Origin of the sequence: Flavobacterium algicola (genome assembly GCF_022399565.1) — a bacterium.
Classification (GTDB): domain Bacteria; phylum Bacteroidota; class Bacteroidia; order Flavobacteriales; family Flavobacteriaceae; genus Flavobacterium; species Flavobacterium algicola.
The window spans coordinates 537,024-550,302 of record NZ_JAJTUT010000002.1 but is presented as its reverse complement, the minus strand read 5'-3'; the positions used below and the strand labels follow the sequence as shown (position 1 = coordinate 550,302).

Here is a 13,279-nt window from a genome sequence, read left to right as displayed (position 1 = left end):
TATTAGAATGTTTTTAAATTACAGAATATATGAAAAATGAAAGAAGAGATTTTATAAAAAAATCTACCATGTTAGGGTTCGGAATGGTTGCAGCACCGCAATTTACAAGCGCAGCTACTACAAATGAAAAAACAAATAATACAGAAGATATGATAAGCACAAGACCAAAAGTTTTATTTTTTGATGTTAATGAGACCTTATTAGACTTAACATCTATGAAAAAAGTTGTTGGAAAAGCATTGGGAGGTAGAGAGGATTTATTGCCATTATGGTTCACAACGATGCTACAGTATTCACTGGTTACCACTGTTGGAAGACAATACAATGACTTCGGAATTATTGGTGCGGCTGCCCTGCAGATGGTCGCTGCAAACCATGATATTAAATTAACTGAGCAAGAAGCACAAGAGGCAGTTCTTACACCTATTCGCTCGCTTCCTGCTCATCCTGAGGTAAAGGAATCACTGAAAAAACTTAGAGAAGCTGGCTATAAATTGGTATCCTTTACAAACTCGTCTAATAAAGGTGTAGAGACACAGTTTAAAAATGCTGGTTTAACAGAATACTTTGACCAACGATTAAGTATTGAAGATATTGGAAAATTTAAACCAGATGCCGACGCATATGCATGGGCAGCTCGCAAGATGGGCGTAAAACCTAGCGAATGTTTATTGGTCGCTGCACACGGCTGGGATATTGCAGGTGCAATATGGGCGGGATGGAGAGCTGCATTTGTTGGCCGACCTGGCGCTCAGTTGTTCCCACTAGCCCCTACTCCAGAAATTAATGAAAGTAATTTGAAATTAATAGCAGAACAACTAATCGCTTTAAAATAAGATGAAAAAAATAATCCATCAAGGTATAAATGTTATATCGATAATTGTTCTGTTGTTTTTCGCTGTTCCAAAAATTATGGGAATGTCTAAAAGCATTGAAGGCTTCAAATAATTTGAGAGTGGTCTAGGCATTGATGCTACTTTTTTTAGAATTTTTACTGGTATATCAGAATTAGTAATCGTGATTCTAATTCTGATATACATTTTTAAAAACAGTATCTTGTTTGGTAAAATTGCTTATCTTTTTTTATTAGCAACCATGATAACTGCCTTGGCGATCGAGTTTTTTGTTAGGCCACAACCTGAAATACTTTTGGTCATAATAGCAATTACATTATCAATATTTTCAATTTATAAATTAAAATCAATTTAGTCATGAATAACTTAGACAACAAAGTAATTTTGGTTACAGGTTCCTCAAAAGGTATTGGAAAAGAAGTTGCTATCCTGCTAGCAAGGAATGGAGCAAAAATAATAGTAAACCATTCTAATAGTCAGAAAGAAGCTGATGAGACAGTAAACGAAATTAAACGTAATGGTGGTGACGCTATCGCTATAAAAGCAGATGTAAGTGACAAAGAGCAAGTTATTCAGCTTTTTGATAAGGCATTAGCAGAATATGGTAAAATTGATGTATTGGTAAATAATGCAGGAACCATGATTTCTAAAAAACTGAAAGATGTAACACAAGATGATTTCACCAAACAATTTGAAGTGAATGTAAGAGGAATTTTTAATACCTTACAAGAAGCGGATAGTAAATTGGCAGATAATGGGAAAATTATAAATTTCTCCTCAAGTACTACCAAACTGATGTTACCTACCTATGCCATTTATTCGGCAACAAAGGCAGCGGTGGAGCAAATGACGAGAGTATATGCCAAAGAAATTGGTCGCGGAATATCTGTAAACGCTATTGCTCCTGGAGCTACAGAAACGGACTTATTTATGAACGGAAAATCACAAGAGCAAATAGACAAGATGAGCGCTATGAATGCTTTTGACAGATTAGCAAAACCAATTGACATAGCAAGAGTTGTGTTGTTTCTAGCAAGTGATGATTCAAGTTGGATTTCAGGACAAGTTATTGGTGCTAATGGAGCATTGGTGTAATCATGCAATCTAACATTTCGATAAAAATTATTTATCGAATAATTAATACGAATCAGTATAATTTAAAAGAGCTTTTAACGAAGCTCTTTTTTTATGCGATTTATTAAGACTTGATTTATGTTTAAATACACTATTTATAGATCCAAATAATCTATTACAGTTAGGTACCTTGAACGATTTCTTAATAAGATAAACTTTACTAGAAAATGCTTTTTTTAGCGTTTAGATAACTATAAAAAAGTAAATAGTAATCTATTGAAGTTTCATAATTGCTTATGCACTAAAAAAAAAGACACTTAGTCTTCGCTTGTAAATACTATGATTTTGCTATAAAATCTTCAGATAATTTAGGTAAAAGCAGGTCGCATTTGGGCTGTTTTGTTAAATGGTAACAGATGTATATCTTTGTACCGACAAATAGAAACAAACAAGCTAAATAAGTTGAATATGAAAAAACCTAAAATAGGATTTATTGGTCTCGGTTTAATGGGTGCCAATATGGTTGAAAATTTACAAAAAAGAGGATTTGAGTTAACTGTAATGGATCTTAACAAAGATGTAGTTGCTACAGTTATTGCACGTGGTAATGCTACTGAGGCAAAATCTCCAAAAGAATTGGCTGAAAATAGTGATATCATTATGTTCTGTCTTACGACTTCTGCAGTTGTAGAAAAAGTGGTTTATGGTGAAGAAGGTATCCTTGCAGGTATTAAAGAAGGTGCCGTATTAATTGATTTTGGAACTTCGATTCCCGCATCTACTCGTAAGATTGGTAAAGACCTTGCAGATAAAGGAGCAGGAATGATTGATGCACCGCTAGGTCGTACGCCAGCTCATGCAAAAGATGGTTTGCTTAACATTATGGCAGGTGGAGACAAAGAAACTTTTGAAAAAGTAAAACCAGTTCTTGACGAACAAGGTGAAAACGTTTTCCATTTAGGTCCTCTTGGTGCTGGTCACACAACAAAATTGATCAACAACTTTATGGGTATGACAACTGTTGTGGCAATGTCACAAGCTTTTGCTGCTGCTAAGTTATCTGGTGTTGATGGACAACAATTGTTTGATATTATGTCTGCTGGACCATCAAACTCTCCATTTATGAAATTTTGTAAAAACTATGCTGTAGATAACGTAAGCGATTTAGGCTTTTCTATTGCAAATGCAAATAAAGACTTAGGTTATTTTGTTGAAATGATGAATGACCTCGGTACTGTTTCTCAAATTGCAAACGCAACTTCTGCAAACCTTCAAGCTGCTTTTGATGCAGATATGGGTAGCGAGAATGTTCCTGTGATCTTTGATTACTTTACAAGTTTGAAAAAATAAAAATATTTATATTAAACTCTTTTGAGTTTAGTTTATAGTTTAAAAGTTTTGGCTGTTATTTAGTATCGAAAAGTCTACTAGACAATTTAATTCTAAATGACAGCCATATTTTTTACTAGGTATTCTAATATAATGAATGTCGTTAAATTCCTTTTTTGCGTGAAGGATTGTAGCGGCATCCTTTTTATTACTGGCTTTTTCTGCCAGAAATAAAAGATATAGCGAAAAGCCTGACCCGCTCCGAATTTTCCGGAAGGGGCACGCCATAATACTTATTCAACTTCAACTGACAATAGTTATTTACAACCCTATTGATCTGTATTTTAACTTATTATTTCAAGCACATCCTCAAAATACTCACCGGATGTTGTGCTTTTCTACTTGTACCATCAAAAATTTGATGGCGACAACTGGTTCCTGCAGCAGCAATTTCAGTAGTTTGTGCGGTAGAACGTATTTTTGGGAATAAAGTATCTTCACCCATCTGCATGCTTATATCATAATGTTCTTTCTCGTAGCCAAATGAACCTGCCATTCCGCAACAGCCCGAATTGTAAATAGTTACGGTGTTGTTTTTCGGAATATTAAGCATAGCAAAGGTAGCTTCGACAGTACTCAATGCTTTTTGATGACAGTGACCATGAATTTTTATTTCTTTGGGTTCGTCTGAAAATTGGTCAGCTTTGATATTGCCTCTAAGTATTTCATTTTTAAAAAATTCTTCAATTGTGAATACATTTTTGGCTAAATTCTCCGCTTTAGGTTTGTCTTCAGCAAGGCGAATGTATTCATCTCTAAAAGTTAATATTGCAGATGGCTCGATACCAATCAGCGGTGATTTATCTGTAATCACATCTGAAAATATTTCGATATTAATATTCGCAATTTCCTTGGCTTCTTTAAGGAACCCTTTTGAGAGGTAAGCCCTTCCGCTCTCCTCATGATTAAGAATTACTACTTCATATCCCAGTTTTGTCAGCATCTCAAAAGCATCAATTCCGACCGATACATCATAATGATTAGTAAATTCATCACAGAACAAATAAACTTTATTATTGATCAAAGTGTCCTGAATAATGGCATCTGGTTTTGATTTATACCAATCTTTAAAAGTCATTTTAGCCAAGTGAGGCACTTGTCTTTTGGGTGCTACTCCCATTGCTTTTTTGACTAGAGGCAAGTTTGTAACCCAATTGGTAAAGGAAGGAAAACCGCTTCCCAAATGATTCAGTTTTGAATTGTTGGCAAAAATTCTAGAACGCAAAGAGTACCCATTTGCTTCTTGATACTGATAAAGAAATTCTGCTTTTAAAGAAGCAATATCTACGTTGCTAGGACATTCGCTTGCACATGCTTTACAACTTACACATAAATCGAATACCTTATATAACTCTTCGTGATCAAATTTATTGGCTTTATCAGAATTGGTTAGGTAGTCACGTAGGGCATTGGCGCGGGCGCGCGTTGTATCTTTTTCATTTCTAGTGGCTCGGTAACTAGGGCAAAGCGTCCCTCCTGCCGATGGTAATTTACGACAATCTCCAGAGCCATTACATTTTTCGGCAGCTCTTAAAATACCCATACTGTCTGAGAAATCCTGAATCGTTTTAATATTTGGTTCTACTCTACCCGGTTCAAAACGCAAATTTTCATCCATTTTAAATGCATTGACAATCTTACCCATATTCAGAACAGAATATGGATCAAAAGCCAATTTTAATCGCTTTAGCAATTCATAGTTTTTTTCGCCAATCATAAAGGGCAAAAATTCCCCACGTACAATTCCGTCACCGTGTTCTCCACTCAACGAACCTCTGTATTTTTTTACCAAAACAGCGACTTCAGTTGCGATATTCCTAAATTGGAAAATACCTTCCTTCGTTTTTAAGTTTAATACGGGACGCAAATGAATTTCTCCTGCTCCAGCGTGGGCATAGTAAATGGCACTTTGTCCGTGGCGTGCCATCATCTCTGAAAAATCAGCTATGTAATTGGGTAAATCGCTAAGTTCAACTGCAGTATCTTCAATAGAATCTGCTGCTTTATTATCACCAACGATACTTCCCAATAATCCTAAACCTGCTTTACGAAGTTCATTTATTTTGTCAATATCAGTACCGTAAATTTTAGGCAAAGCATATCCAAAATTATTATTTTCTAAATCTGCAATTAATTCATCTGCTTGCTTTTGTGCGTCGTCCATACTAATGTACGACCCTACTTCTAGCATCATCACTGCTTTTGGCTCTCCTATGATAAAGAATCTATTTTTTGCTTGTTCTCGATTGGTTTTTGTACAGTCAAGAATTGTGTCGTCCATCATTTCGCAAGTGTACAGATGATGCTTCATCGCTACAACTACTGCTTCTAAACTTTCTTGAATAGTATGAAAATGAGCCACTACCATCACATTGTGAGCAGGAGGCAAAATATCTACTTTTAAAGTTACTTCTGTTGTAAAGGCCAATGTACCTTCACTTCCGCATAATAATTTACCAACATTAATTGTGGGTTCCGTACCCCCAAATAAATCTGATTTTAATAAAATATCTACAGCATAACCAGTATTCCTTCTGTGAATTTCAGGTTTCGGAAATTCATTTTTAATTTCGTTTTGAGTTGCTTGAACGGTTAACTCATCGTATAGTTTTTTATAAATTTGATTTTCTAACGTAGTACCTTTTGTTTTCTCAATAAATTCAGTAGATGTTAATTCTGAAAATATCACTTTCGAACCATCACTTAAAACAGCTTTTATTTCGACAATTTTATCACGAGTCACACCATAACGTATCGATGTTGTTCCTGATGAATTATTACCAACCATACCCCCAATCATACAGCGATTGGATGTAGAAGTATTGGGGCCAAAAAACAGGCCATAAGGTTTTAAGAAAATATTAAGCTCATCGCGAATTACTCCTGGTTGTACAGTTACCGTTTTTCTATCTTGATCGAATGAGACAATTTGAGTAAAATGCTTGGATACATCAACAATAATTCCGTTTCCTACTGTTTGACCAGCGAGAGAAGTCCCTGCGGTTCTTGGAGTAATTGATAAATTATTCTCTCTAGCAAAATGAATAATTTTAATAATATCATCAACCGTCTTTGGCAATGCAACTGCCTCTGGCGTTAATTTGTAAGCTGATGCATCTGTAGAATATAATATTTTATGAAGTTGATCGTATAGCAATGTACCATCTAATTGATTAGACAGTGAGTCAAATTTTGATTTCGAAGACATGGAAAATCGTGTTTAATGAGAATAACAAAGATAAAGATATTCGACGGGAATATTCTTTGCAAAAGAAAAGTTATATCTGTAAATAATTGTTAAATTTTTTCATAATACCGGCTTTATAAACAATTTGTACAACGTTACTTTTGAGATAATGTATGCAAAAAACGGCTGAACCAAAGTCAGTGATTTTATCCTTTAATAAATGACTGATTTGAATTATTTAATATTGTTGATTAAATTTATAAGTTTGAAAATAGTGATTGATCAAAATCATTTTTCACTAGTACATTCTTAGGACCATTGGATCCCTTTGAACGATCATACGATAATAAAATCGAACCTGCTTTCTGATAATTGTCCCAGGCCATTGTGAATTTTGGCTCAGAGTCCTTAAAGTTTTTAAAGTAAGACCATTGCTTAATCAAATGATCATTCTTATCTACATAAATATAATATTTATTTTCTGGCGTTACCCCTACAGCACTAAAAGTCATTTGTAAAACATCTGCTATATTTCCATTTGCTAACTGCTCTGTTTTAACATATGATAAATCGACACCAGGATCTTGCAATTTCCACGGCATAACTAACCAGTATGAATCGTTGATCCACCAGTTTTTTGCTTGTTGTAACATTTTATTTGATTTATCAGCATCAGTTACTAATTTTCCATTTTCGAAAACTTTACCTTTTAATGTATTTACATTTAATATAATTATTTGGTCAGCATCAGGATTTTCGACACGCACATCGCCAGTCCATTTGTTCCAGAAAAGTTTACGTTTACCAAAATCCCATTGTATAAATTTAGTTTTATTATAATTAATTACGCCGCCCATTGCATTCTCAACATCGTTCACAATTTTGTTGACATCAGTTTGTGCAGAAACAAAATTTGAACTACATAATACAAAAATTACTGCGATTATTAATGCTGTTTTACGATTCATATTTATTTAATTTTAAATTTTTTGGTAAAAACAAAAATACTGAATTTTGCTCACGTTTAACCACTTCCAAATAGATAAACTAAACGTTTTGTTAAACTTATATAGAAATTAAACCCGATCCTCTTAAAATTTTCTATTCCTTTTTTCTAGTCCTTATAAAATGTTTATTTTTGCACTCTAAATTAGACAACATGCCAAATAAAAAATATAAAATTGCCGTTCTTCAGCTTAATTTAAATGATGTAGCCGAAAATAATTTAAAGAAATGTATTAGTTGGGTACGTGACGCTGCAAGTCAAGGTGCCGAGGTAATTTCGTTACCAGAATTATACAGCAGTCATTATTTTTGTCAAAGTGAGGATGTCGAAAATTTTTCGATCGCAGAACCATTATATAGTACTTCTTTTATCGCTTTTAGCGAATTATCAAAGGAATTGGGAGTTGTAATCATAGTTCCTTTTTTCGAAAAAAGAATGGCTGGCATCTATCACAATAGTGCTTACATTATTGACACTGATGGTACGGAAGCTGGATTATACCGTAAAATGCACATTCCAGACGATCCGCATTTTTACGAAAAATTTTATTTTACGCCAGGAGATTTAGGTTTCAAAACTATCCCTACAAAAAAAGGAAAAATTGGTACTCTAATATGCTGGGACCAATGGTATCCAGAAGCAGCTCGATTAACTGCTTTAAAAGGTGCTGAAGTTTTATTTTACCCAACCGCAATTGGATGGCATCCACAAGAAAAAGAACAATATGGTGAAAATCAATATGGTGCTTGGATGAATGTAATGAAAGGACATGCTGTTGCAAATGGTGTCTATGTAGCCGCTGCCAACCGTATCGGTTTAGAACAATATATTGAGGGAACAGCTGGAATCGAGTTTTGGGGTGCATCGTTTATCGCTGGGCCACAAGGGGAAATTTTAGCGCAAGCATCACATGATAAAGAAGAAATATTAATTGCTGAAGTTGATTTAGATCTACAGGAAAATGTACGTCAAAACTGGCCATTTTTCAGAGACAGACGAATTGATGCTTTTGGAGATATTACCAAAAGAGCGATAGACTAAGGAAATTCTAAAGACTATTTGAGAGGACCAAAACACAAGTGTTTTGGTCCTTTTTGGTTTTTTATAACATTGTCAAAAGTACGCTACACGTTTTGTATTTGTATCTTTGTGTAAAATAGTAAAAGCCATGAAATTCAACATTCAAGATACTTTCAATAAAGAACTTCCTGCTGATCCTATAGCAGAAAATACGATAAGACAGGTGGAGAAAGCCTGTTTTTCATTTGCAACTCCAAAGAAAACTGCTGATCCAAAAATTATTCATGTATCACCTGAAATGGCAGAAAATCTAGGGATAACAGAAGAAGATACTAAAACTGATCTTTTTCGTGATATTTTTACCGGTAATGAAGTTTTACCTAATACACAACCTTATGCCATATGCTACGGTGGTTATCAGTTTGGAAACTGGGCAGGCCAACTAGGTGATGGTCGCGCAATCAATTTAACAGAAATTGAACACAATAATCAAAAATGGGCTATTCAATTAAAAGGTGCTGGTCCTACTCCCTATTCAAGAACGGCAGATGGACTGGCAGTTTTGCGATCATCAGTACGTGAATATTTGTGTAGCGAAGCAATGTTTCATTTGGGTGTGCCGACTACGCGTGCATTGTCTCTTGCATTATCTGGGGACGAGGTTTTGCGTGATGTGCTGTATAACGGAAACCCCGCTTACGAGAAAGGAGCCATAGTAAGTCGAATTGCTCCAAGCTTTTTGCGTTTTGGAAACTATCAATTATTTGCTTCCCGTCAAGATCACGAAACATTAAAAACCTTGGTTGATTATACCATTAAACATTTTTACTCGGATTTAGGATCGCCATCTACAGAAACTTATTTACAATTTTTCCAGCAAGTAGCTGATAAAAGTTTAGATATGGTTTTACATTGGCAACGTGTAGGATTTGTGCACGGTGTGATGAATACAGATAATATGTCGATTCTTGGACTGACCATTGATTATGGACCATATGGTTGGCTCGAAGGTTACGATTACGGTTGGACACCAAATACAACCGATTCTCAAAACAAACGATACCGATACGGAAAACAAGGCGAAATGGTGTTGTGGAATTTGTACCAATTGGCCAACTCGCTTTATCCGCTTATTAACGAGGCATCAGGTCTTGAAGCTGTTCTTGAAAGCTACAGAACAAAATATGACGAGAAATACCTAACTATGATGCGTTCCAAAATTGGCTTATATACGGACAGAGAAGAAGATGCTGCTTTGATTCAGTTAATGGAAGAGAATTTGCATTTGACAGAAACCGATATGACAATCTTCTTTAGAAATCTTAGTTACTTCGAACAAGATAAGCCTGAGGAAGGTTTTGAACACATTAAAGATGCTTTCTACCACTCATTAGAAGAAAATCCTGAAATTATTGAAATTTGGAGGAATTGGTTTCAGCAATATAGTGTGAGATTGGCATTCGAAAATGAGAATGATAACCCACGTGCTGTGAAAATGAATACATATAATCCAAAATATGTTTTGCGTAATTATATGTCACAACTTGCCATCGATGCTGCTGATAAAGGAGATTACAGTTTAATTGATGAGTTATTCAAACTATTAAAAAATCCTTATGATGAACAACCTGAATATCAAAAATGGTTTGCCAAACGACCAGATTGGGCAAGAAATAAAGTAGGTTGTTCTATGCTTTCTTGTAGTTCTTAAGTAATTATCTATAGCAACTACAAACGTCTTCTATAGTAGAAATAAAATATCAAGTTAAATTATGAAATACAAATGTATCATCTTTGATTGTGACGGCGTATTAGTCGATAGCGAGCGTATCTCAAACGGAACCTTAATAGAAATGGCAAAATCGATTGGTGTTGCTCTCACCGAATCATTTGTAATGAATCACTTTTTAGGCAAATCATTAGCCTTCTGTTTTCAATACATACAAGATCAGACAGAAAAAACGCTGCCAGTTAATTTCGAAACTGAATTTAGAGAGCGCAGTTTTGAAGCTTTTAAAACACAATTGCTACCCATTCCTGGCATACATGCTTTGCTTGAAAAAATAAAAACTGACTACTGCGTCGCTTCAAATGGACCAAGAGACAAAATTATTCTGAATTTGACTACTGTAAATCTCATTTCGAAATTTGAAGGTAAAATTTTTAGCGCGTACGATATCAATAAATGGAAACCCAATCCCGAGCTTTATCTCCATGCAGCTAAAACAATGGGATATGAAATCGAAGATTGCGTAGTTATTGAAGACAGTACTGCGGGTGCACAGGCAGGATTGGCAGGAGGTTTCGCTACATTAGGCTATCTCAATTCACACAATCAAACCGACTTCAAAAAATTGGGAATTCCAGTTTTTGAGAATATGGAAAAATTAGAGGAATTATTATCGTAAGACATAGTTCATTTGAATAATATAGAATTTTGAATTTGTTAGCTTAAAGACATTTATTCTCAAATCTAACTTTATCAATTCAATCTCATCATATAAATCAGCTTACATATTCAACATGTTAACAAACTGACTAACAAAATATTAAATGATTATTTTCGAAAATAGTTAGGATAGGATTATTAAAACCGAAATATACATTTAAAGCAATTTAATTTGACTTACGATTTGGAAATCGGCGAAAAGACCAAAATATTAGGATTTTTTTTGCTTTATATTTAAAAATAAACAAATTCGTAAATCATTTGCCTTAACACAAAATAAAATTTACATTTGCAGTAGTTTAACTTTTACAAACACAATGAAGCCTAACACACAACAATTAAGTGATTTAACAATCCAAGTAAGAAGAGATATTCTTCGAATGGTACATGCTGTAAACTCTGGACACCCAGGAGGATCTCTTGGATGTACTGAATTTTTAGTAGTTCTATACCAAAATATTATGGAACGTAAGGAAGGATTTGAAATGGATGGAATTGGTGAAGACCTTTTCTTCTTATCAAATGGACATATTTCTCCAGTTTTTTATAGCGTTTTAGCAAGAAGTGGCTATTTTCCAGTTTCTGAACTAGCTACTTTCCGTTTAATCAACTCAAGATTACAAGGACACCCAACTACACATGATAATTTACCAGGTATCCGTATGGCTGCTGGATCTTTAGGTCAAGGTTTATCTGTATCAATTGGTGCGGCTCAAGCAAAAAAATTAAACAATGACAATCATATCGTTTATGCTTTAACAGGTGATGGTGAATTGCAAGAAGGTCAAAACTGGGAAGCAATCATGTATGCATCTGCTAAAAAGGTAGATAATTTAATCGCAACAGTAGATTTAAACGGAAAACAAATTGACGGTGCAACGGATGATGTATTGGCAATGGGTAGTATCCGTGCTAAATTTGAAGCTTTTGATTGGGACGTTCTTGAAATTAAAGAAGGAAACAATATTGACGCTATAATTGCGGGTATGAATGATGCTAAATCAAGAACAGGAAAAGGAAAACCAGTTTGTATTTTACTTCATACTGAAATGGGTAACGGAGTAGATTATATGATGTACAGTCATGCTTGGCATGGTAAAGCACCAAATGATGCTCAATTAGAAAATGCTTTGGCTCAAAATCCAGAAACTTTAGGAGACTACTAAATAGGAACCCTTTTTAAGTATTCCGTAATGGATGCATTCACCTTTTTTAAAATAAGAAATGAAAAAATATACAAACACAGGAAGTAAAGATACCCGTTCAGGTTTTGGAGTGGGAATGACTGAACTAGGTCAAAAGAACGAAAAAGTAGTGGCACTTTGTGCAGATTTAATTGGATCATTAAAATTTGATGATTTCAAAAAAAATCACCCAGAGCGCTTTTTTCAAATTGGAATTGCTGAAGCAAATATGATTGGAATTGCTGCTGGTTTAACTATCGGTGGTAAAATTCCATTTACAGGAACTTTTGCAAACTTTTCTACAGGAAGAGTTTATGACCAAATTCGTCAATCAGTTGCTTATTCTGATAAAAATGTAAAAATCTGTGCATCTCATGCTGGTTTAACATTAGGAGAAGATGGAGCTACACACCAAATATTAGAAGATATTGGATTGATGAAAATGTTACCTGGTATGACAGTAATTAATACTTGTGATCACAATCAAACTAAAGCAGCGACAATTGCACTAGCTGATCATCATGGTCCTGCTTACTTGCGTTTTGGACGTCCAGTTGTGCCTAACTTCACACCTGCTGACGAACCTTTCGTAATTGGTAAAGCAATTATGTTAAGCGAAGGATCTGATGTAACTATTATTGCAACAGGTCATCTAGTTTGGGAAGCATTAGTTGCTGCTGAAGCTTTGGAAGCTAAAGGTATTTCTGCTGAAGTAATCAACATTCACACTATTAAGCCATTAGACGAAGAAGCGATTTTGAAATCTATAGCAAAAACTAAATGTGTTGTTACTGCTGAAGAACACAATATTCTTGGTGGACTTGGAGAAAGTGTTGCTAGAGTTTTATCACTGAACAATCCTACTCCACAAGAGTTTGTAGCTGTTCAAGATAGCTTTGGTGAGTCTGGAACTCCTGAGCAATTAATGGATAAATACAAATTGAACAACGAAGCAATTTTTGCAGCTGCTGAAAAAGTAATTGGAAGAAAATAATAGCTTTTCTAAATAATTATAAAGCCGCTCCTTTTATAAAGTGAGCGGCTTTTCTATGAATGTACATTAGGGAAATTAAATATTTTAAAATATAATTTTGATCTGATTTACCTAATTAGTAA

At 34.6% G+C, this 13,279-nt stretch carries 10 protein-coding genes; 8 read left to right on the top strand and 2 right to left on the bottom strand.

Going from position 1 to position 13,279, the window contains the following annotated elements; genetic code table 11:
* Positions 1-29: 29 nt before the first annotated feature.
* From LXH21_RS09095 to LXH21_RS09085, 3 genes are all read left to right on the top strand, one after another.
* A complete protein-coding gene (locus tag LXH21_RS09095; RefSeq protein ID WP_239864984.1) occupies positions 30-836 on the top strand; it encodes a haloacid dehalogenase type II in 807 nt (268 codons plus the stop codon).
* Positions 837-1,211: 375 nt separating this feature from the next.
* Complete coding sequence (locus LXH21_RS09090) at positions 1,212-1,949, top strand: SDR family oxidoreductase (protein WP_239864974.1); 738 nt, start codon at positions 1,212-1,214, stop codon at positions 1,947-1,949.
* A gap of 378 nt (positions 1,950-2,327) precedes the next feature.
* Positions 2,328-3,278, top strand: coding sequence for an NAD(P)-dependent oxidoreductase (locus LXH21_RS09085; protein ID WP_317208789.1), 951 nt, complete (start codon positions 2,328-2,330; stop codon positions 3,276-3,278).
* Positions 3,279-3,609: 331 nt separating this feature from the next.
* On the opposite strand, the gene LXH21_RS09080 is transcribed toward LXH21_RS09085, so the two are convergent.
* Positions 3,610-6,525 carry an FAD-binding and (Fe-S)-binding domain-containing protein gene (locus tag LXH21_RS09080; RefSeq protein WP_239864965.1) on the bottom strand — a complete coding sequence of 972 codons (2,916 nt, stop codon included), beginning with the start codon at positions 6,523-6,525 and terminating at the stop codon, positions 3,610-3,612.
* A 236-nt stretch (positions 6,526-6,761) separates the two neighbouring features.
* Positions 6,762-7,472 (bottom strand): hypothetical protein, encoded by a 711-nt coding sequence (locus LXH21_RS09075; RefSeq protein ID WP_239864964.1) that lies wholly within the window; start codon positions 7,470-7,472, stop codon positions 6,762-6,764.
* A gap of 191 nt (positions 7,473-7,663) precedes the next feature.
* Between LXH21_RS09075 and LXH21_RS09070 the strand changes: the two genes are divergently transcribed.
* From LXH21_RS09070 to LXH21_RS09050, 5 genes are all read left to right on the top strand, one after another.
* Complete coding sequence (locus tag LXH21_RS09070; protein WP_239864962.1) at positions 7,664-8,551, top strand: carbon-nitrogen hydrolase; 888 nt, start codon at positions 7,664-7,666, stop codon at positions 8,549-8,551.
* A 127-nt stretch (positions 8,552-8,678) separates the two neighbouring features.
* On the top strand, positions 8,679-10,241 hold the full coding sequence (locus tag LXH21_RS09065) for a protein adenylyltransferase SelO (RefSeq protein ID WP_239864960.1): 1,563 nt from the start codon (positions 8,679-8,681) through the stop codon (positions 10,239-10,241).
* 61 nt (positions 10,242-10,302) lie between these two features.
* Positions 10,303-10,938: an HAD family hydrolase gene (locus LXH21_RS09060; protein ID WP_239864958.1), complete on the top strand. Its 636-nt coding sequence runs from the start codon at positions 10,303-10,305 to the stop codon at positions 10,936-10,938.
* A gap of 358 nt (positions 10,939-11,296) precedes the next feature.
* Positions 11,297-12,145 (top strand): transketolase, encoded by an 849-nt coding sequence (locus LXH21_RS09055; RefSeq protein WP_239864956.1) that lies wholly within the window; start codon positions 11,297-11,299, stop codon positions 12,143-12,145.
* A 58-nt stretch (positions 12,146-12,203) separates the two neighbouring features.
* A complete protein-coding gene (locus tag LXH21_RS09050) occupies positions 12,204-13,157 on the top strand; it encodes a transketolase family protein (RefSeq protein ID WP_239864954.1) in 954 nt (317 codons plus the stop codon).
* Positions 13,158-13,279: the final 122 nt, after the last annotated feature.

Excerpts from the sequence above, each read along its gene's own strand:
- LXH21_RS09095 (WP_239864984.1), top strand. The coding sequence starts at position 30 with ATGAAAAATGAAAGAAGAGATTTTATAAAAAAATCTACCATGTTAGGG.
- LXH21_RS09090 (WP_239864974.1), top strand. The coding sequence starts at position 1,212 with ATGAATAACTTAGACAACAAAGTAATTTTGGTTACAGGTTCCTCAAAA.
- LXH21_RS09080 (WP_239864965.1), bottom strand. The coding sequence starts at position 6,525 with ATGTCTTCGAAATCAAAATTTGACTCACTGTCTAATCAATTAGATGGT.
- LXH21_RS09075 (WP_239864964.1), bottom strand. The coding sequence starts at position 7,472 with ATGAATCGTAAAACAGCATTAATAATCGCAGTAATTTTTGTATTATGT.
- LXH21_RS09070 (WP_239864962.1), top strand. The coding sequence starts at position 7,664 with ATGCCAAATAAAAAATATAAAATTGCCGTTCTTCAGCTTAATTTAAAT.
- LXH21_RS09065 (WP_239864960.1), top strand. The coding sequence starts at position 8,679 with ATGAAATTCAACATTCAAGATACTTTCAATAAAGAACTTCCTGCTGAT.
- LXH21_RS09060 (WP_239864958.1), top strand. The coding sequence starts at position 10,303 with ATGAAATACAAATGTATCATCTTTGATTGTGACGGCGTATTAGTCGAT.
- LXH21_RS09055 (WP_239864956.1), top strand. The coding sequence starts at position 11,297 with ATGAAGCCTAACACACAACAATTAAGTGATTTAACAATCCAAGTAAGA.
- LXH21_RS09050 (WP_239864954.1), top strand. The coding sequence starts at position 12,204 with ATGAAAAAATATACAAACACAGGAAGTAAAGATACCCGTTCAGGTTTT.